At 43.7% G+C, this 19,230-nt stretch carries 20 protein-coding genes and 1 pseudogene; 14 read left to right on the forward strand and 7 right to left on the reverse strand.

Annotation, left to right across the window (positions count from 1 at the left end):
* Window positions 1–10 precede the first annotated feature (10 nt).
* From LCY76_RS02400 to LCY76_RS02410, 3 genes are read right to left on the reverse strand one after another with little or no spacing between them, the layout of a single operon-like run.
* On the reverse strand, window positions 11–1,951 hold the full coding sequence (locus LCY76_RS02400; protein ID WP_248251299.1) for a TOMM precursor leader peptide-binding protein: 1,941 nt from the start codon (window positions 1,949–1,951) through the stop codon (window positions 11–13).
* Complete coding sequence (locus tag LCY76_RS02405) at window positions 1,948–3,855, reverse strand: putative thiazole-containing bacteriocin maturation protein (protein ID WP_248251300.1); 1,908 nt, start codon at window positions 3,853–3,855, stop codon at window positions 1,948–1,950. The genes LCY76_RS02400 and LCY76_RS02405 overlap by 4 nt, the downstream gene beginning before the upstream one ends.
* Window positions 3,785–4,273: a hypothetical protein gene (locus LCY76_RS02410; RefSeq protein WP_248251301.1), complete on the reverse strand. Its 489-nt coding sequence runs from the start codon at window positions 4,271–4,273 to the stop codon at window positions 3,785–3,787. The genes LCY76_RS02405 and LCY76_RS02410 overlap by 71 nt, the downstream gene beginning before the upstream one ends.
* 344 nt (window positions 4,274–4,617) lie before the next feature.
* Here LCY76_RS02410 and LCY76_RS02415 point away from each other — a divergent pair, with 344 nt between their 5' ends.
* Window positions 4,618–5,487, forward strand: a complete 870-nt coding sequence (locus LCY76_RS02415) for an AraC family transcriptional regulator (protein ID WP_248251302.1) — start codon at window positions 4,618–4,620, stop codon at window positions 5,485–5,487.
* Between the two features lie 39 nt (window positions 5,488–5,526).
* Here the strand turns inward: LCY76_RS02415 and LCY76_RS02420 are convergent, their stop codons facing one another.
* Window positions 5,527–7,554 carry a Na+/H+ antiporter gene (locus LCY76_RS02420; protein WP_248251303.1) on the reverse strand — a complete coding sequence of 676 codons (2,028 nt, stop codon included), beginning with the start codon at window positions 7,552–7,554 and terminating at the stop codon, window positions 5,527–5,529.
* Window positions 7,555–7,684: 130 nt separating this feature from the next.
* Between LCY76_RS02420 and LCY76_RS02425 the strand changes: the two genes are divergently transcribed.
* Entirely contained in the window at window positions 7,685–7,876 is a 192-nt protein-coding gene (locus LCY76_RS02425; protein WP_248251304.1) for a hypothetical protein, read from the forward strand.
* Between the two features lie 47 nt (window positions 7,877–7,923).
* Here LCY76_RS02425 and LCY76_RS02430 read toward each other — a convergent pair whose 3' ends face one another.
* A complete protein-coding gene (locus LCY76_RS02430; protein WP_248251305.1) occupies window positions 7,924–8,577 on the reverse strand; it encodes a spore coat protein in 654 nt (217 codons plus the stop codon).
* A 442-nt stretch (window positions 8,578–9,019) separates the two neighbouring features.
* Here LCY76_RS02430 and LCY76_RS02435 point away from each other — a divergent pair, with 442 nt between their 5' ends.
* The 3 genes from LCY76_RS02435 to LCY76_RS02445 all read left to right on the forward strand — a co-directional run bounded on the left by LCY76_RS02435 (window position 9,020) and on the right by LCY76_RS02445 (window position 10,822).
* A complete protein-coding gene (locus LCY76_RS02435) occupies window positions 9,020–9,418 on the forward strand; it encodes a DUF1761 domain-containing protein (RefSeq protein ID WP_248251306.1) in 399 nt (132 codons plus the stop codon).
* 165 nt (window positions 9,419–9,583) lie between these two features.
* The gene (locus LCY76_RS02440; RefSeq protein ID WP_248251307.1) at window positions 9,584–10,360 is read left to right on the forward strand and encodes a helix-turn-helix domain-containing protein; all 777 of its coding nucleotides are present in this window, start codon (window positions 9,584–9,586) and stop codon (window positions 10,358–10,360) included.
* 27 nt (window positions 10,361–10,387) lie between these two features.
* The gene (locus tag LCY76_RS02445; protein WP_248251308.1) at window positions 10,388–10,822 is read left to right on the forward strand and encodes an SRPBCC family protein; all 435 of its coding nucleotides are present in this window, start codon (window positions 10,388–10,390) and stop codon (window positions 10,820–10,822) included.
* A 68-nt stretch (window positions 10,823–10,890) separates the two neighbouring features.
* On the opposite strand, the gene LCY76_RS02450 is transcribed toward LCY76_RS02445, so the two are convergent.
* A complete protein-coding gene (locus LCY76_RS02450; RefSeq protein ID WP_248251309.1) occupies window positions 10,891–11,769 on the reverse strand; it encodes a metallophosphoesterase family protein in 879 nt (292 codons plus the stop codon).
* A gap of 169 nt (window positions 11,770–11,938) precedes the next feature.
* Here LCY76_RS02450 and LCY76_RS02455 point away from each other — a divergent pair, with 169 nt between their 5' ends.
* The 8 genes and pseudogenes from LCY76_RS02455 to LCY76_RS02490 all read left to right on the forward strand — a co-directional run bounded on the left by LCY76_RS02455 (window position 11,939) and on the right by LCY76_RS02490 (window position 17,725).
* Complete coding sequence (locus LCY76_RS02455; RefSeq protein WP_248251310.1) at window positions 11,939–12,412, forward strand: GNAT family N-acetyltransferase; 474 nt, start codon at window positions 11,939–11,941, stop codon at window positions 12,410–12,412.
* Between the two features lie 71 nt (window positions 12,413–12,483).
* Window positions 12,484–12,783, forward strand: a complete 300-nt coding sequence (locus tag LCY76_RS02460; RefSeq protein ID WP_248251311.1) for an antibiotic biosynthesis monooxygenase family protein — start codon at window positions 12,484–12,486, stop codon at window positions 12,781–12,783.
* Window positions 12,784–12,792: 9 nt separating this feature from the next.
* Entirely contained in the window at window positions 12,793–13,560 is a 768-nt protein-coding gene (locus LCY76_RS02465; RefSeq protein ID WP_248251312.1) for an alpha/beta hydrolase family protein, read from the forward strand.
* Window positions 13,561–13,709: 149 nt separating this feature from the next.
* Window positions 13,710–14,174, forward strand: coding sequence for an SRPBCC family protein (locus LCY76_RS02470; protein WP_248251313.1), 465 nt, complete (start codon window positions 13,710–13,712; stop codon window positions 14,172–14,174).
* Between the two features lie 32 nt (window positions 14,175–14,206).
* A complete protein-coding gene (locus tag LCY76_RS02475) occupies window positions 14,207–15,172 on the forward strand; it encodes a DMT family transporter (RefSeq protein ID WP_419714916.1) in 966 nt (321 codons plus the stop codon).
* Between the two features lie 203 nt (window positions 15,173–15,375).
* Window positions 15,376–16,419 (forward strand): annotated as a pseudogene (locus LCY76_RS02480) (alkene reductase); the annotation flags it as partial.
* Between the two features lie 216 nt (window positions 16,420–16,635).
* On the forward strand, window positions 16,636–17,058 hold the full coding sequence (locus tag LCY76_RS02485; protein ID WP_248251314.1) for a DUF1801 domain-containing protein: 423 nt from the start codon (window positions 16,636–16,638) through the stop codon (window positions 17,056–17,058).
* A 37-nt stretch (window positions 17,059–17,095) separates the two neighbouring features.
* Window positions 17,096–17,725 carry a YczE/YyaS/YitT family protein gene (locus tag LCY76_RS02490; protein ID WP_248251315.1) on the forward strand — a complete coding sequence of 210 codons (630 nt, stop codon included), beginning with the start codon at window positions 17,096–17,098 and terminating at the stop codon, window positions 17,723–17,725.
* A gap of 171 nt (window positions 17,726–17,896) precedes the next feature.
* Here the strand turns inward: LCY76_RS02490 and LCY76_RS02495 are convergent, their stop codons facing one another.
* Window positions 17,897–18,322, reverse strand: coding sequence for a hypothetical protein (locus LCY76_RS02495; protein ID WP_248251316.1), 426 nt, complete (start codon window positions 18,320–18,322; stop codon window positions 17,897–17,899).
* 269 nt (window positions 18,323–18,591) lie between these two features.
* On the opposite strand from LCY76_RS02495, the gene LCY76_RS02500 reads away from it, so the two are divergent.
* Window positions 18,592–19,128, forward strand: coding sequence for a GNAT family N-acetyltransferase (locus tag LCY76_RS02500; RefSeq protein WP_248251317.1), 537 nt, complete (start codon window positions 18,592–18,594; stop codon window positions 19,126–19,128).
* Window positions 19,129–19,230 lie beyond the last annotated feature (102 nt).

The raw sequence follows: 19,230 nt of genomic DNA on the forward strand, positions 1-19,230 counted from the left end.
TTTGGGACTGCTATGGAAATGGATGAGGATACGGGTTAAGGCTGCTATAAGTCAGCGGCTTTCTCGCATATCCGAGTTTCGCTGGTATGTTCAACACCCGATCCAATCCCTTTAGCCGGGTAAGGTGATGTCCAAATGTCATAGGCAGCATCCCGGGTATCACTACTTTTACACAATGTAGCCCGTTTCGTTTCAGTTCAGGGCTTGTTTGGTCCACAACAATGACCTCCAGCTGAAGCTGGCGAAAAACTTCCAGGATCTCCACAACATCATCCAATAAATCAGCGGATTTACGAACGGTGTGAAATTCCTGTTGAAAGCTCCTTTTCGGGCGCTGATCGAGAAGGAAGAATAAGCGTTCCTCCGCTTCCTTTAACCCGTATAGCATCGAATGGTCTTCCATATGATGAACGAGTAACGAATCATCATACATCTGCCTATATTTCTCCCGATCTTTTTCCAGCTTATCGTCCATGTTGAGAAGCATGCCTGAGAGTTCTTGAACGGCTCCTTTTACCGCTCTTAAAGGATCAATGTGGGCTCCAGCGGCACATAAAAGATTCATGCCCGTTTGCTTCGTGTTTTTGGCAAGCGCCCAAATGCTGGGAATGCCGTTCTCGGTCGTCGAATTAAACAAATGCACCTCATATCCGGTCACTGCGTGTATGCGCTGGATCATGAGCTGAAGCTCCAGGTCGTCTATGGTAGACAGATCCAGACGAGGAATAGGGAGTTGGCCGTACCATGTCATTAAAAATGAATCCCGCTCAACAATTTCGAAAATACCGTAAAGAATCGCTTCCTCCATGCTTCCGCCGAGTGCACAGCCGTTAGAGGTTTCATAAACAAAGCCTTCCCCGCCACCCAAGCTGTAATAAGCGAACGTCTCTGGTACCAGGATGGGCCGGTTCTGTGATAAAGAATAGCCCCAAACCCAATGAATGGGCCGGTCGGGGTCCAATGGCCTGAAAGGAAATCCTGGCATGTCATATTGTTCCTTTGTATGAAGTCCTATTGATCCAGGGTTAAGGGCATGCTTTTCCACCTTGGAATACGGTTCATAAACCATGGTCCGTTTACCCATTGGGGAATAGCCGCAGTATCTCTCCAGTCCTTCTAAGATGGCGGATTGTTCACTTTGAGCATACGAATGGGTTCGCCCACCCGTTAACTCGTCGCCTGATAGTAGAGGAAGATTGACAATCGTATCGGCAAAAGGGGAAATGAAGTCATATCGTTTATGATTAAGAAGGCCCGTTCTGCTATCCAAGTAATCCTTGCCCAGAACCTTCTCCATATCTTCCAGCGAGCGGCAGCGATAGCTATCGATTGATGTCTTCGGGCTTTGTTTCAGTATGATCTCTGCGGTATCCGCTGTATCCTCTGGAAGATCGCCGCACACAGGGCAGTATGGGTCAGGCAAAAAGAAATGATAGGATAGCCGGAGCGTATTTAACTGCAGAAGAAATACATGTTCATACGTGCGGGCTTTTTCTCCTTTTAACAATCTATGGACCTCTTCTTGAATGAGATAGGAAGTTTGCAATAATCCTGAAGCGGAAGCCCAAGGATCTTTCTCGATACCAGGTTGATCCATCTTGTATTCTTTCATTTGGAATTGTTCTCTCCGGTCAGAACCCGCCATAAAACGTCGCCTATCCGCGCACTGAGAACACCCCTGTTTGTCTGGAAGAACAAGCGGTCCAATGTTGGCTTCACCAAATGATACGAATCCCCGAAGCCAAGGGATGCCAAAGAACGAAAAGGCCTCATCGGCTTCTAGGTGTTCAGCCGGAACCCAGGAATCGTGGAGCACTAATGCCAGATTTCCTTGATTCGGAACGGCTTCTTTTACAGTGGCCCAGCGTGTAATGGAATAGAGCCCGCTCAATTGTTCGCTAACGGTGTCAGCTAACATTCCGTTTCCGATGATGATGATGGAGTGGCTCATGGAAGTTCCTCCCCGCTTAACGCAATCCCATAAATGCCAGCCGTATTCTCTTTAAAAATCGCTTCCAGATGAAGTTCAAAGATGTTTGCTTGTTTTTTATTCTGCCTTAATCGATGTATTGCAGAATGGAAGGTTTCGTCTAACGGCTTTTCTTCAAAAGAAGGAACCGGAACCTTCTGTTGAGCATCCTTTTGCGATGTAATGGAGGAAACCACAACCCCGTAGGGATAATGTGAGGTTTCTCGATTTTGAGAATCCATCACAGCCGTTTGTAATGCTCTGCTTAAAGCCATCTGCATATTCAATCCAACGCTTCCATACCACTTGCCGTTTGATTCAACCCAAACGACAGGAAAATCCAGTACTTCACGGCCCCAAAAAAATTCTGGTTCAGACTTCTTGGTTCTCAGAGCCTGCAGAAAAAATTGGCAGCGATGATCATTGACAAGGCTTACATCCAATGTGGCTTTAGTGACACCGTGATCTGCTTGCTTCACAAATTCTTCATGAAGTGCGTTTTGCAGTGCCCTGCATAACCCTTCTGCAGGGGTCTTGCCCATCCCGATTCCCCATGATAAAGGATGCTCACTGAAAAAGTCATTCCCAAAACTCCTGGCATACGTTTCAATTCCAAGCAGACCTGCCTCCAGGCGAGCTTCTTCATGCGTGAGTCCTGAACAGACAGTCTCAGGATAGAGCTTGGCAGGGCCTTCTGAACGCGGATCAGCAACCTGGACTTTGCATTGGGATAACGGAAGCTGGAGTAGATCTGCTTCCTCCCAAAGATGAAAAACACCACATTCTTTTGAAGTAATCCGGTAAAACAGGGAATGCAGGTCCATTTGTTGATGATTGCCTGTTTCAAGGAATGTAGCCGGGTCCTTAATCGGTTCGGCATAAACACGCCCGGTAACCAGCGGGTGAGGGAGAAAGGTGTGCCAGCTTCCTTCGAGCGTTTCCAAGTTAAGCAAGTAAAATGGTCTTTCTTTTTTTTCCTCATGTACGCCCGTGATTTCTTTAAAAAGCTCAAAAACCGCCACATTGGCTAATAGAGCACCTGCTGTTAGTGATAAGGAGTGAGAACCATTGCCTTCTTCATTCAGCGTCTGGTGCAGTCTGCGGAAGGCAGACTCCCAGCACGAATCGGATTCAGCAGAAACGAGCGGGCCAGCAAAGGCTAAGTCTTTTAAAATAGTAACGGGAAGAACAGTCTTCTTTTGTTCCTTGCAGATGGCCAGAAGGGTACGAAGTTGAGATAAATCACTGTCCTTGCATCCATATAGGATGCAATCAAACGGTTCTGCATTTTCTCTCCATGAATTTTTCCCGGAACTTAAGATGGTGATTTTGGTTTCGGGCTCTGACTTGCGTGCTTCAGCTATCATCTCATTTAACCGCTGCTGAATCGTTGGGTGTGATTCAGTGAGTATGACGCTGAAAGAAGGAAGCCCTGATTCAATCAATGATCGAACGAGAGAGAGGAGAAGCGAATCCGAACCGATCACCGCTACTTTTGCATGGCGGTAAACTTGGAATCGATAACCGCCCGAATCACGAATATGATCTAAATATTCGATTTGGGAGGCATACTTAGCAAGGATGCGATCAGGAAGCTGATGTGGGAGATCCTGGCTTACATCACGGACAAAACCGTTCTCGTACAGAACATGTGCGATCTTATACACTTGTTCTTTATAAGCATCTGGTAAACCGTTTGTGACAGAATCAAGAGTATGGGTTCCGTCGAAAATAGGAATTAATTTTTCCAGCCATCGGTCAATGGTGCTGCCTTCCATTCTTAAAGATTTTACGTTGTTCCGGAGATATACACCTTTAGCTGAATCCGGAAAAACAAACGTGTCTCTGTTCACTTTTAAACACATAGAAGGATTTAATTTTTGCATGATCGACCTCCTCTTTAGAATGCTCTACATCTTTTACATCATTTAACTCTATGGATGCCTGATGTCCATTATGCCTATCCAAACGATAAAAGCCCTGCCGAGGGATATGCAGGGCCGGTCTTTTGTTAAAATACCTATTACTACCGATCGGAAGCTTAACTGCTTCCGCCACGACCGCAGCGGCCGCAGCCGCCACAACGCGCACAGCCGCCACAGCCGCCGCAACGGCCAAAGCAGCCGCCACAGCCGCCACAGCCAAAGCAGCGGCCAAAGCAGCCGCCACAACCGCCACAGCCACCGCATACACCAAAGCCACCGCAGACACCAACACAGAAACCAATGCCAAAGCCAACACAGAGACGAGCGGAATCACTCGTATCTTGATCCTGAGGATAATTCGGGGTAACATTGCTGACATTTACACCATCAGTGTGCAGCCCCTGAAGATCCCACTTGAATTCTTCATTCAATAAAAAAACCTCCTACTTTATTTTACGGGTTTAACGAGCTGAGAAATCGCCAGAACACAAACGTTTTTTCTGGAAAAGTACCCTCAAAATAAAATATGGGATGTACTTGTCCCAAGTTACTGTCCATATGCCCAGTTAACATGCACCATTTCAAATGTAAGGAAAGCAGCCGTTTGTCCAAAATACGGCCTTCTCATATGGAGATGGCCGTTTTTCGATTAAACCGGTGCACGAATTGTCGGATCGGTTGGTTTTCTCTTGATATGATAAGGATGAAAGGAGGGAAATGATATTGGATTCGCTTAAAAGCATGAATGACGCATTAATGTATATAGAGGAAAAACTGGATGATGAGCTCGATTATCGGGAGGCTGCAAGAAGGGCGTGTTGCTCGGAGTATCATTTTAAACGGATGTTCTCGTTTCTGGCAGGGATCCCGTTATCGGAATATGTTCGCCGCCGCAGATTAACACTGGCTGCTTTTGAACTAATGGATGGTAACTTAAAGGTCATTGATGCAGCGGTTAAGTACGGGTACCATTCAGCCGATGGTTTTACAAAGGCCTTCCAGCAATTACACGGCGTTACCCCAACTGAGGCAAGGAAGAATGGCCATTCTCTAAAAGCATTTCCGCGTATGTCCTTTCAGTTATCCATTAAGGGAGGAAATGAGATGAATTTTCGGATCGTCGAGAAGGATGCGTTTCATATCGTCGGGATCAAAAAAAGAGTACCATTGATCTTTAGTGGGGCTAACCCTGCGATCGATGTGATGTGGCAGAGTGTAACCCCCGTTCTCATCAATGAGTTAAAAAGTTTATCTGATGTTGAGCCAAAAGGGCTGATCAGTGCGTCCACTCATTTTTCGGAGCGGCTCGCCGAGAACAGTGAGCTTGATCATTATATTGGGGTTGCCACGACAGGCGGGTGTCCAGAGCACTTGGAGAAGCTGGATGTAAGACCGTCTACATGGGCCGTTTTTGAATCAGTGGGACCGTTTCCTGACACCTTGCAGAACATTTGGAGCCGGATTTATTCAGAGTGGTTCCCGTCGTCGTCTTATGAGCAAGTGGAGGGACCGGAAATTCTCTGGAATGCAGATAAAGACACCGCATCCAAAGCCTTTAGAAGTGAAATTTGGATTCCAGTGAAGAAGAAATAACAAGAGCAGCATCGGTTTGAGTAGGCCGATGCTGCTTGTTTAATGAGATTGAACGCTCGTTTCCTCCATCCAATACGCCTCCCGAATATTGATCTGCTTACGAATATCTCTGAGGATGTCATTGGTGACGTCCCCTTCTTCGTAAAGATGCTGGATTTCGTCCCTCTCTGCCTGGAACGCTTTGATCTGGAGCTCTCTTTTCATCTGGGTGTGATGGATGGATTCCTCGCTTTTTTTCGCAAGCCTGAACGTCATAATTAATCGATTGTATTCCCCTATAACCCCTAGATAAATGTGTTTATTTTCTGGCGTGATATGGTTCTTTAAATAGTGAATGGCAGCCTTCGCCATGTTGACTTTTAGCTTAATCAGCTTTTTTGTTCGCAAGCGGCGATTTTTACGACGTTCCTTGTGTTTTGGTGTGAAAAGCTTTACGAAAGAAAGTAAACTTCTTTTAAAAAGCGTCCAAAAGAACGATCTTCTATACTGCAACCGGTTTGTTTGAGCGAGCCGCCTTCGCTGGATATGTTCCTCAATGAGATTCACCGTATCCCTGTCAATCTTTCCTGTTCTTTTTAAATTCTCATAGTAGCAGACTTCCGCCTCAAGTGCCTTCAGCCGAACCTCGGATTCTTCCAATTTCACTTGCTCCGAACTCTTTTCGCTTACCTCATTACGAATCGTATTGTAAGCGGTGATGACGGATACTGCTGCACCCCGATTCTCATCCGTTAAGGATTCCTCAACAGAATGGATGGCAGCTTCAAGGGTTCGCAGCCTTGCCGTCCGTTCCATTTCCTCTTTCAGCTTTTCACTGTTTCCTTTTTCCGTACGTGATAGAAGCGGAAGGAATACACTTGCAGCGATTAAGGTAACCAAGATCACTCCGGCTGCGATAAAGATGATTAATGAACGCTCCGGAAAGGGACTTCCTCCGGCTATCACATAGGGAATCGTAAACGCACCAGCGAGGGTTACCGCCCCTCGTACTCCTGAAAGGGTAAGGATGGATATGGCTCTCACAGAATGAGTTTGAGGCTGTTTCCTGTCCAGCCATCCCCAGCGCCAGGTTGCCGAAATCCAAAGGAAACGAAGAAGAATAAGGGCTGCCCATAGGATGAGGATGTAGCTTGTTGCCTGCCAATTATTAAAGGAGGGATCCTTAAATATTTCACTTGCCACCCTTGGGATCTGCAAGCCTAACAGCACAAACACCAGCCCATTTAAAATATAGATGAGAACCGTCCATGTACTTTGGGAAACCAATTGCAGCTGTCCAACTGGAACCCGGCTTCGATCCTGATGGATGGTGTAGACAATCCCGGCTGCTACAACCGACAAGATACCGGAGAGATGTAAATGCTCAACAATGTAAAAAATGACAAAGGGGGTAAGGAGCTGGATGAGCATATGAATCGTAACATCCTCCATACCAAGCCTTCGAATAGATGTCTTCAACTGAATAATCAGGATGGCTAAAATGACACCGCCAAGGAACCCTCCAATCGATATGACTAAAAAACTCCAACTGGCTTGTGCCAATGAAAAAGCGCCGGTCACGGATGCGGCAAGGGCAAATTTAAAGGCAACCAATCCTGAAGCATCGTTCATTAATCCTTCACCTTCGAGAACATGCATAATCCGTTTCGGTATCTTCACACGGCTTGAAATGGAACCTACAGCAACAACATCGGTAGGAGAGAGAATCGCTGCAAGGGCAAAGGAAGCAGCCAATGGGATCGTTGGAATGAGCCAATGAATTAAGTTGCCAATGGCAAATACGGTGACGAAAACCAGACCGAGGGCCAGCAAAAGAATCGGTTTACGGAGTTTCCATAAAGCGTGCCTCGAAACATGTCTGCCATCGTGAAAAAGTAAAGGGGCGATAAAGAGAATGAAAAATAATTCCGGCTCCATGGGGATCTGTATTCCCGGCGGAAGGGAAGCAAGCGTTACCCCTAAAGCAATCTGAATAATGGGTACGGGTATGTAAGGGATAAAATGATTAATCAGGCTGGATAGGCCGATAAGGGACAGCAGTAATAAAATAACGAGAAAAAACTCCATGATCTACCTCCTCTCCTATCTATTTTGTAACATAATCGTATTTTTAAGTGTACCAATTGGCCTTTGGATTAAAATTTTTCAAACGGGAGTAAATATCTTTATATGATGTTTGATTTCAAGAAGGCTTAGGATGAGGGAATTTCATTTCAAGCCAACGCTTTCACTTCTATTCGGGATTTTGTCGATCATCAAAGAGATAGTCAGTATTAATCAAAAGGATCAGCGGTTAGCTTCTTCAGGGAAAATTTGCAGCCTAATTGGATTAGGGATTAATTTTTTTTATTTTCTCCCGATTGTATGGTTTGCGATCGCAGGATTTTAAGCGAATGAAAAACTCGCCGATTTGGCGAGTTTTCTTAGTTTCTTTGATTATTGTTGAAAAGGCTGCTGCCCTTGTGACGGCATTTGGGGCTGGCTGGTTGCCGGAATAAAGCTTTGGGTCATCTGCTGCATATCTTGAGGTGATAATTGTGGTACCTGGTAATACTGGTGTTTATTTTGGTAAAGAAAAATTTCATAAGCCATCTCGACATAGTTGGCTGCATTGTCAGCCATGACCCTTCTGACAACGGGGTTCGTTACTTCCACTGAAGTCATCGTGAGCAGGGAGGCTGTGGATTTTATGAGGCCAAGCATATGACCTGAAAGGCCTTGATCCTTAATTTCTGAAATGGATTGATTCGGCTTTTTAGGCTGTGAAGGCTTTAGCCCATAGGTAACTGTGTTGTTCTGCTTCATCCTGTATTCTGATGTCGGGTGAGAGGGATTTGCACCCGACGTAAAGCATTCACAAAGTATGTTGTAATGATCAAGAATAAACCTATATTGCCTGTCCAGGATGTCGATCAACTCTGGATCTTTCGCAAAGGATCGAAACATCATGTATTGATCAAGAACGTTGATTAACCCCGAAAGGATCTCGTGAAGGTCAAATACTTCATGACCTCCATGATTCATTTGGTTCGGTACTTGCTGTGTATTGAAATTGGGCGGATTCGTTTGTTGGCTGTACTGGTTTTGCATCAAAATTACCTCCTGACATTCGTTCAAGATGAACAAATTTATTATTAGCATAGAGGTTTCTCTTATCACGTTTTCTTTTTGGTAAAAAACAGTAAGAAGGCAAGTTTCGCTCTAAAATTCTTTCGGCAATCAATATTGTTTTAGCAGCTACGGCACTAATCATTTTTGTTGCTGGATTATTTCGTAATGATTTTGATGGACCCGCAATGAGAGGAACAGGGTTTCTTTTCATAGGGATTTCAACAATAATCAGTTCTTTTGAAAATTTTTACGGGGAAAATGGATAATTTTAACGATTCTGCCAACACGTCGGTGGGATATGGAGATTCAAATAAAATGCAGGTGTCTTGGTCTTGGTGCCAGGCACCTGTTTTAATTTTGAAAAAGATGCCGATAAAATAAATGTCGGTCATTATCACAAAGTATAAAGGAGAACAAAAATTTGGATTTAAGCAGTCTCAATTACTTGCCGATCATCGTTGGCGGTATTGTTTATATGCTGTATGGCGGCATTTATTATTCCATTGTTTTATCAGAAAAAAAGAAAAGCACTCATAAGGAATTTGCAGCCAATGAAAGCAAAGGGCCGGGAAACTACATCTATTCCGTGATTACCGCATTTATCATTTCATTTTTCATGGCCGTCCTTGTCCAGTCCATTGGGGCAGACACTCTAGGGACCGGGCTCGGGATGGGTTTCATCATCGGCTTGCTTATTACGCTCGTTTATTTAAAGAATTCATTGTTCGGACTGATGTCCAGGAAATCATTTTTCATTGCGATTGGAGACCACCTTGTCATTTTCACGGTGCTTGGTGCGATTCATGGGTTTTTAAATTAGTCCGATAGCAAGGAGGAGGACAGACTAAATTTAGCTGTCCTCCTTTTTTTATGGAAAGGTTATTGACGAAGATTTTAGAACGTGTTACCATAAGGTCACTTATTACATGTGACCTTTCATTCACATGTTAACCAGCCTATCTATTTTACTGAAAGGATCGTTGAAATGGATGAAAACCTTTCTATTGTATTTAAAGCATTAGGACACCCGATCCGAAGGCGAATTCTCGATATTCTCAAGCAATCGCCAAAAACAACAGGTGAACTAAACGAATTCTTTCCGGAAGTCACCAGGTACGCTATCATGAAGCACTTGAAGATTCTGGAGGAAGGGAACTTGGTGCTCGTTCGGCGTGAAGGTAAATATAAAAGGAACTTTCTGAATGCGGTGCCTCTTCAAGAAGTGCATAACCGCTGGGTAGGAAAATATATGGAGACAACGGCCAGCTCGTTGTTAAATCTGCAGTCGGCTGCAGAAAAAAAGGGAGGAAAAGAAACAATGGCAAACACTAAGGATTTTCATATTGAACAAGAGGTATTTATCAGTGCATCAAGGGAAGATGTTTTCGAAGCGTTAACAGAAAAGGCTGGAGATTGGTGGGAGTTTCGTATCGCACCAAAAGGAGTGTCTTCTCATTTTACATTCGATCCGGTACCAGGGGGGCTCTTCATGGAAAAATGGGGAGAGAATGAGGGAGCAGTCTGGGGCAATGTGTATTATGTAAATGCTCCTGAAGAAATTCGTCTGCACGGACACCTTGGCATGCGGGGAGCTGTAAACAGCGCCTATACGTATCGTCTTCTCGAGAAAGAAGGAGGAACATTGCTTCAACTTTCTCATTCAGCATCTGGTATCCTGCAAGAGCAATGGGAACAAGAACACGCTAAAGGATGGGAGTATCTTCTTGGAACCCTTCTTAAAAATTACGTGGAAAATAAATGATAGCTGTGATAATCGGAGGAAGCCAAGATGGTAGACGTTTTTACCGAAATCAACATTAACCGCCCTGTATCACAAGTATCAGAGTATGCAGCAGATCCTGATCATGCGCCTGAGTGGTATGTGAATATCCATTCCGCTGAGTGGATCACGCCAAAACCGCTCAAGGTCGGTTCTCAAATCGCTTTTAAAGCGAAATTTCTTGGCCGGGAACTTGCTTATGTTTATGAAATCATTGAATTTATTCCGGGAAGCAAACTGGTGATGAAGACAGCTAACGGACCTTTTCCGATGGAGACCATCTATACATGGCATGCGATTGATCAGAATCATACACGCATGACATTAAGAAACAAAGGAAATCCAAGCGGCTTTTCCAGGATGTTTTCTCCTTTTATGTCTTCCATAATGAAGAGAGCAAACATGAAAGATTTAAAGAAAATAAAAGACATGCTTGAAAAATGATCTGCAAGAAAGGCTGACCACAACTACTCACGATGATCGGTGAGTACCTGGGTCAGCCTTCTTTTTTCTTATAGCCCCGGCACACGGACAGGTGTATAAGACATGGTTGGATTGGAAGTATTGAAGTTATTCCATGTTACTGCATAGTAATTGGGGCAGTCTGGCCGGCTTGTTACGTTTCCACCGCATCCTGTAATGAGGTATGGAATCTGGACGGAGGTGCCTCCGAGTGTCGTCTCGATCGTATATTCGTAGCTCGTATGACGATGATGGTTGAAGATCGCTTTTACGCTGGTGTTGATGTTTTGAAAGAAGGCATCGGTTTCGGGAGTTGAAAGAACTGCATAATGACCTTCTGGAAAGCTTCTATTTTTGCCCACTCTTAAAACGGCATGGAAATCGATGAGAACATGGCGGGATGCCGCTGTTCTTTGTTTGAGCCAGGCCAAATCGGCCGGACGAAAGTAGGGAGCTCCGGCTAATCCAGGGAAATACGTCGGAATCCGAATAAGATGAACGTTTGCCCCGTGTATATGAATATCCTGGCGGACACTTCCTATATATTTTTCAAAGATTCGGGTGGGGAGGTCGCCATTTTCCCAGATCATATCGTGGTTGCCGATACTAACAAAGATGGGGAGACTCGCAGCGAAAAGGACTTCCTTTGACACGGCGGCAAAAGCTTTCATATTTTCGTCTTTATTTCCCTCACCGATCGTATCGCCGCCATGCACAACAAAAGAGGCGGTGCTGCTGTAATTCCTCGCCATGTGCTGTAAAATCCTGCGATATCTCTCTCCTGCTGTATCGAGTATATAACGATTTCGTATACGGTCATAACCCGTTGTCCGTACATGACTGTCTCCCAGCACAAGAAAGGTCAGCCGATCTGAAGGGATATCTTTATGATTCAAAAGCTGAATAGATTCGGTATTCAATCTTGCCATCACGTAACCTCGTTTCATTTCCAAAATCCATGTTGATTCATCCTATGTTCGTTTAAGGCTATTGTTTATAATAATCTGAAACCACAAGAGGAAACAGTAGAAGGTGAAAATCTAGGCCGTGGCGAATTAAAAATTATAAATCAACTGACTGAAACTGAAGGGGATTAACATGCAGTTATCGATTGTAGACATCAATGAGGATTTTGCAGTAAATATTCTGAATTGGAGATATGATGCTCCTTACGATTTTTATAACAATGAAGTAAGCCCTGATTCTATGAAGGAAATGCTGGACAACTCGTATCGAGTAATCTTGGATCGATATCAAGGTATCGCAGGATTTTTTTGTACCGGAAGTTCGGCTCAAGTACCTGCCGGTCACCAATATGGTGCTTATTCTGATGATTTGATTGATCTTGGGATTGGGATGACCCCTGAGCTAACAGGCCAGGGTTACGGTTCTGAGTTCTTTTCGTTCATTCTTCGCCATATTCAAGCTGCCTTTAGCGGTGTTTCCATTCGTTTAACGGTTGCAGCATTTAACCATCGAGCCATTCATCTTTATGAGAAACTTGGTTTTGTTAAGCAAATACAGTTCAATAATGGAAGAACTGATTTTATTACGATGGTCAGACCCGTTTAGTGCCATGATACGAGTTGCTTTGTCAGCTCTTTTTTTCGTAATGATATACTTTTATAAAAAGGGGTGATGACATGATCTTGGAAGCTGTTATGCTTCAGGTAAAGAGAGGCATGGAAGAGGAATATGAGGAAGCGTTTCGTAAGGCGTCAAACATCATTTCCTCCATGAAGGGATACCGATCTCATGAGTTGCAGCGATGTATGGAGGTGAAGGGGAAATATTTGTTACTGGTGAAGTGGGAGAGCTTAGAGGATCATACGGTAGGCTTTAGGAAATCCAGTGAGTATCAAGAATGGAAGCAGCAACTGCATCATTTCTATGATCCCTTTCCAACGGTTGAGCATTTTGAACGTGTTTCTATAGAAGATTAAGAGGGAGGTTTGATTACTATCGAATATTCCATAACACTTGAAATCAACGGGTTAACCCTGCGCGGGATGGCTCATAAACCGGAATCAGACGGCTCATCAAAAAGTCCTGTGGCTATTCTTTTTCATGGGATAACGGGTTCTAAAATTGATGATCATTTCTTGTTGGTGCGATATGCCCGTGAACTGGCAAAACAGGGGATCGGCTGTGTGCGGTTTGACTTTTCGGGTTCGGGTGAAAGTGATGGTTCTTTTTCAGAGATGACCTTCAGCGGGGAAGTGCATGAGGGAATAGAAATCGTGAATTTCGTTAAAAAGTTGGACTGGGTGGATTCAACGAAAGTTATGTTAGTGGGGCACAGTATGGGTGGTGCGGTTGCTGCCCAAGTGGCCAAGGAAATTCCTAATGACATACATAAAGTTTGCTTATGGGCACCAGCTGGCAACATGAATAAGCTGGCTGCTTCTTATTTTGAAAAATACCCCAAGCTTCCGAACGGAAATGTGGATTTAAATGGACTTGAGCTGGGCCGTGGATTTTATGAAGATTTAAAAAATCGTAATCTCTATCATGAAATCACATCATACACTAATCCGGTCATGATTATTCACGGGACAGAGGATGAAGCGGTTCCTCATGAATATGGACAAAGGTATTACGATACGTATGTGAACAACGATCGCGGCATTCATTTAATGGAGGGTGTTGACCATGTTTTCGGAAGACTGAGCTGGATCGATGAACTGTTTGATCACAGTATTCAATTTTTGAACAACTAAAGTGCAGTTTCCGCTTTCTATAATAAACTCCTAAGCAGGATTCTCCCATAACAAAGAGAAGTGTACAGAGTGATCAAAGCTTATTCGGAAGCAAAATCTGTATTTGTATATCGTGTAGTGCTTCATCCATAATGAAAGGAGATCTCATGATGCCTGAGCTATACCACACACCGGTTGTAAGAGCAGAAATGCTTATTAGAAGACCGGTGGAAGTCGTATTTGAGGCTTTTATCGAACCGGCGATTACGACCAAATTTTGGTTCACTAAAAGCAGCGGCAGAGTAGAAGAGGGGAAAAAAATCCAATGGGAATGGGAGATGTACGGTGTATCGGATCGCGTTTTTGTAAAAAGACTAGAGGAAAACGAACGCATTCATATTCAATCGTCGGACGGAACAGAGGTGGAGTGGACCTTTGTTTCCAGAAAAGATAACGAGACGATGGTCACGATACTTAACTCGGGATTTAAAGGAAGTGGAGATGAGATCGTAAATACCGCCATTGATTCCATGGGAGGGTACACGATGGTCCTCTGTGGATTAAAGGCGCTCCTGGAACATAACATCATCTTAAATCTTGTGCCGGATAAAGCGCCTGACTTTCATGTTAAATAAAACAAGGTCCTTTTCGCTATATCGGTTTAAGAATGGAGTTGCTGCTGCAGCTCTTTATTTCTGTCCGTTTAAATAAGAATGAACTGAAGGTGAATGAGTTGAACGCAAAGACTTTCTTTATGGCACTTATTACGATTATCATTTGGGGATCAACATTTGCGGCCATCCGGGCGGGGCTGCATGGCGGTTATTCGGCGGGACACTTAGTTCTCATTCGTTACTTAATAGCATCCGGTGCTTTTATCCTTTACGCTCTGTGGCCGGGTGTGAAATTTCGGCTGCCGAAAAAAGAAGATCTTTTTAGGCTTTTGCTGCTTGGATGGATTGGAATCAGCATCTATCACATAGGGGTAACGTTCGGTGAGCAGACTGTATCGGCAGGAACTGCCGGCATGCTGATTGGAGCAGCGCCTGTCTTTACGGCGCTCATTGCTGTTTTCGTATTAAACGAGCGTTTAGGGAGATTTGGATGGCTGGGTCTTGGCATCGGTTTAGCTGGCGTTATATTGATTACGTTGGGTAGTTCTGGCCCGTCCCTGACGATTTCTAAAGGAGCTTTTTTAGTATTGATGGCTGCTGTCGCTACGTCTGTCTTTTTTGTTTTCCAAAAACCGTTCTTACATCGATATACGCCGATTGAACTGACGGCTTATGTGACCTGGGCGGGTACACTGCCTTTTTTCTGGTTCTCTCCTGGACTCTTTGACTCCATTCAGCACGCTACCATGGAAGCCCATATATCGGCGCTTTATGTAGGGATTTTCCCGGCGGCGATCGCTTATGTCACATGGGCGATTGCCCTCTCGACAGGCAATGCCAGTTCTGTGGCGAGCATGATGTACCTGGAGCCGGCAATCGCCATACTTACCGCATGGGTTTGGCTGAACGAGTGGCCGAGTACCCTTTCGCTGATCGGAGGATTGGTTGCCATATCGGGTGTTCTTGTGGTTAATGGCTTGGATAAGAAGCGTGTTACGGCGGAAAAGAAGTCAGCATGAATGTTTATATCAACTCAAGGGTTAGAATCCAATGAAAGATCAACTGCTCTAAGATGGCAGCTGGTCTTTTTATTTTATTTAGTCCCTGAGTCAATCATTTGAAAATTAGCCTTTTCTAAGATAATCTTACACATAATGATTACTTAAAGTAAGTTTTTTCAATAAACAAGAGGTTAATAGGAGGAATTTATTTGAGTACAATTTCTAAGCTGTTTGAACCCGTAACCATAGGTGCATGGAACTTAAAAACAAGAACAGCAATGGCTCCGATGACCCGGTCGTTTGCGGATGATAAAACCGGTGTGGTGAATGACCAAATCGTAGAGTATTACCGAAAACGAGCTCAAGATGGAGTAGGGCTCATCATTACAGAGGGTGTTGTGATTTCTCCAAGAGCAAAGGGAAATCCTGGTGTACCTGGGCTATATACTCAAGAGCAAATCCATGGCTGGAAAAAAGTAACCGAAGCTGTACACGCTGAAGGCGGAACGATTATTGCGCAAATATGGCATGTCGGCCGGGCAAGCCATCACGAAATTGCAGGAGGACTACCTCCACAGGCTCCATCGCCTATTGCGGCTGAAGGAAAAGTGTCACGATTCGGTAAATCTTTCGATGTTCCTGAAGAAATGACTGAAAATGATATTAAAGAAGTCGTAAATCAATACGCACAAGCTGCAAAAAATGCGATGGAAGCTGGCTTTGACGGTGTGGAAATCCATGGTGCACACGGTTACTTAATCGATCAGTTTAACTCGGACGTTTCGAATAAAAGGACGGATCGGTACGGCGGTGATTTAAAACAGCGCCTGACCTTTATGAAGGAAGTTCTAAAAGCAGTCATTGATGCCGTCGGAGCAAACCGTACCCTTATTCGTTTCTCGGCTTTCAAAATTGATCAGCCCACTTACATGTGGGAAGATCCTGAATCAGCCATTCAAACATTTATTGAAGCGTTTAAAGAAACGGGTGCTGAAATGATTCACCCTTCGACCATGGAATTTACCAAACCGATTGCCAGAGGGTTAACGATGCATGAATTGACACGCAGCCACTGGGATGGAGTTATCGTCGGCGTAGGTGGGCTTGATGCGGAAACAGCAGAAGCCGCACTTGAAAAGGGCACGATTGATGTTGCTGCGATTGGCCGGCCGCTTATTGCCAATCCAGATTATCTGGCACGAATTAAGCAGGGTCAACAACTTGTCGAGTATGAAGCAAAGAAACATTTAACTCAATTGGTGTAATAGAGAATGTAAAGACCAGCTGCTCTAATGGAAGCTGGTCTTTTTAAATGATAAATCCTTTTCTTTTCTATTGACGAAACGTTCAGGTTAGTTAAACACGGAATAAAAGGATTTGTACCAAGAAACGCAGAATATAGACATCTATCACAGATTGAACCGGTAAGGCAGGAATATCGGCAGTAAAACTAAGGCTAAAGAAGAGGAGAGAATCTATTCATGTACGAACTAAAAACCAAAGAAACCGACAGTAGTGTCATTGAGTTTATTGAAAATGTTGAAAGCCCTAAAAAACGTGAAGACGCATATAAATTATTAGATATTTTTACAGAAGCGACAGGTTATGAACCGAAGATGTGGGGACCGAGTATTATTGGATTTGGTGCATATCATTATAAATATGAATCCGGTCATGAAGGCGATGCGCCACTCGTTGGCTTTTCACCTCGAAAAGCTAAAATCAGTTTGTATTTTGCAACGGGTGACACGAAACGAGAGGAATTATTAAAGGACTTTGGCAAACATACCACTGGAAAAGCGTGTGTGTACATAAATAAGGTAGCAGATATTGACGTTGATGTCTTAAAATCATTAATCAATCAATCTGTAAGGTTTTTGAAAGAAACCTATACATATCATTAAATAATCGGACAATAAGCAGGGGAATTGAGGTATAGAGATGAATAAATCATTGCGAATCTTACGGCTTTTGTTTGGGCTTTTTTTATTTGCGTTGGGCTCTGTGATCGTTATGAAAGGAAATTTAGGCTTTGGTCCTTGGGAAGTGTTTCAGGCAGGGCTCACCAACTATCTTCCATTGACCATCGGGCAAGCCACCGTTCTAGTAAGCGTGATTATTGTTGGTTTGATTATCCTGCTGAAAGAGAAAATTGGAATCGGCACCTTGGCCAATATGATTCTGATTGGATTTTTCATGGACTTCATTTTATGGACCGATGTACTGCCGAAGGCGTCCGGTTGGCCCAGTGGCTTGGGTATGCTGATGCTGGGGCTGTTTACCACAGCGTTGGGCAGTTATTTTTACATAAGTTCTGGCTTTGGGGCGGGGCCGCGTGATTCACTCATGGTGTCGATCCGTAGGCGCACGGGTCTTCCAATTGGGGTCTGTCGTTCTTCATTGGAATGTTCAGTTGCACTGGTCGGTTGGCTGCTGGGAGGGCCACTAGGGATGGGAACAGTGGTTACTGCATTTGGACTTGGAGTATTTGTTCAGCTGATCTTCCGTCTTTTCTCTTTTGAAACAACGACAATCCATCATGAGAACTTGCGGGAAACCTTTAAAGCGTAGGCTTTTTTTGAATATGTAGTTCTTGTGTTGGGAGGATGATGTTTACTAGTCTGATGATTCATAAGGAATACCCCTTAGATTATAATCTAAGGGGTGAAATTTTCTCAGCTTGATGGAAAAGTTGACAGCATCGCTAATACACGCATGTGTTATGTGTGGAATAACATCTCTTTAACAATTGGAATTGGTGCGCGCATCAATAACAGTACACTGTCTGGCACCTTGGCGAATTAATCGTCTCGCTTCTTCCATGGAAATCTTTACAAATACTGCCTCATCAAAATCGTTCTCCACATCAAACAATGCAAAGGCCTGATTACGGTTAATAAATATACACTTAAACTCAACTTCAACACCGTTTCTTGATCTAGGTGCAGAATTTCGAACTTCACACAATTCCAAACCAGCATTGTTTAATCGTCTTGCAGTCGCTTCATTTATGCGAATAATCACAAATTCCTCTAGATCCACTCCAGGAACCTCTGACTCAATTTCCACCACCGCAAAAAAACGGTTTCCAAGTACCAAAAGGCAATTAGCACCTATTTCAAAAATTTCTTCGTTGTTCATATTCATATCCCTATTGAATAAACTCATAAACTTTTATCCCCCTCGTAGTTAAATCCGTTGAATGGATGCTGGTATAGCCACTTGCTCTTCATGGCAAAAAGATAATCTTCCTTGCATCATTCACTTTAGTATATTCTGCACAAGCACAATTGCTACTAAAATAGTGATTTAACTATTAGGGCATTGGTTTTCCCCTATTATTTTTTACAGTCTAACCAGCTTACCTGAACAAAGGCTTTTTAGCCGAAGCTATAGAATAATTACTGTAGCTTTATGAAGCAGAAAGGGAGAGTTTCGTGTTAAATGTTGAGATTAGAAGGCCGGCGATTGAAGACCTTTCACCGTTACATGAATTTTTCCGGATCGTCATTACAGATACCTTTGCTAAAGAGGGAATCGAAGAGAAGCTGGATGATCTAAAGGATGAAATTGAGAGTAAGAAGCGTTATTTAGAAAGTGATTTAAAAAGCGAAGGAAGGGATCGCCATTTCCTAATTGCGATAGAAAGGAATCAAATGGTTGGTTCCATCGAATACGGTCCCGCAAGTGAACTGATCTGTACTTGTACAAACGGTGCTCTAAAAGAGCTGATTGAGATCGGTACTGTATTTGTTCATCCTGACTATCAAAGAAAAGGGATAGGGAATCTCTTATTGAACACCATGTATGCCACGCTGCGGAATAGAGGCATTAACGAATTTTGTTTAGACAGCGGATACCGCAGCGCACAAAAAATTTGGACAAAGAAGTTTGGCGAACCGGATTACCGGCTTAAGGATTATTGGGAAGAAGGCTTTGACCATATGATATGGAAAGTAAGTGTATCTGTTTAATAACAATAGAGGGGAAGAATAGTGATGAAGCTAGTCTTTTTGTATCATCGGGTAATATAGCTGAAAACATCGGATCTTGATGAGGAAAGTACTATATATGAA

This window comes from Fictibacillus marinisediminis (assembly GCF_023149135.1).
In the GTDB taxonomy this organism is placed as follows: Bacteria; Bacillota; Bacilli; order Bacillales; family Fictibacillaceae; genus Fictibacillus_C; species Fictibacillus_C marinisediminis.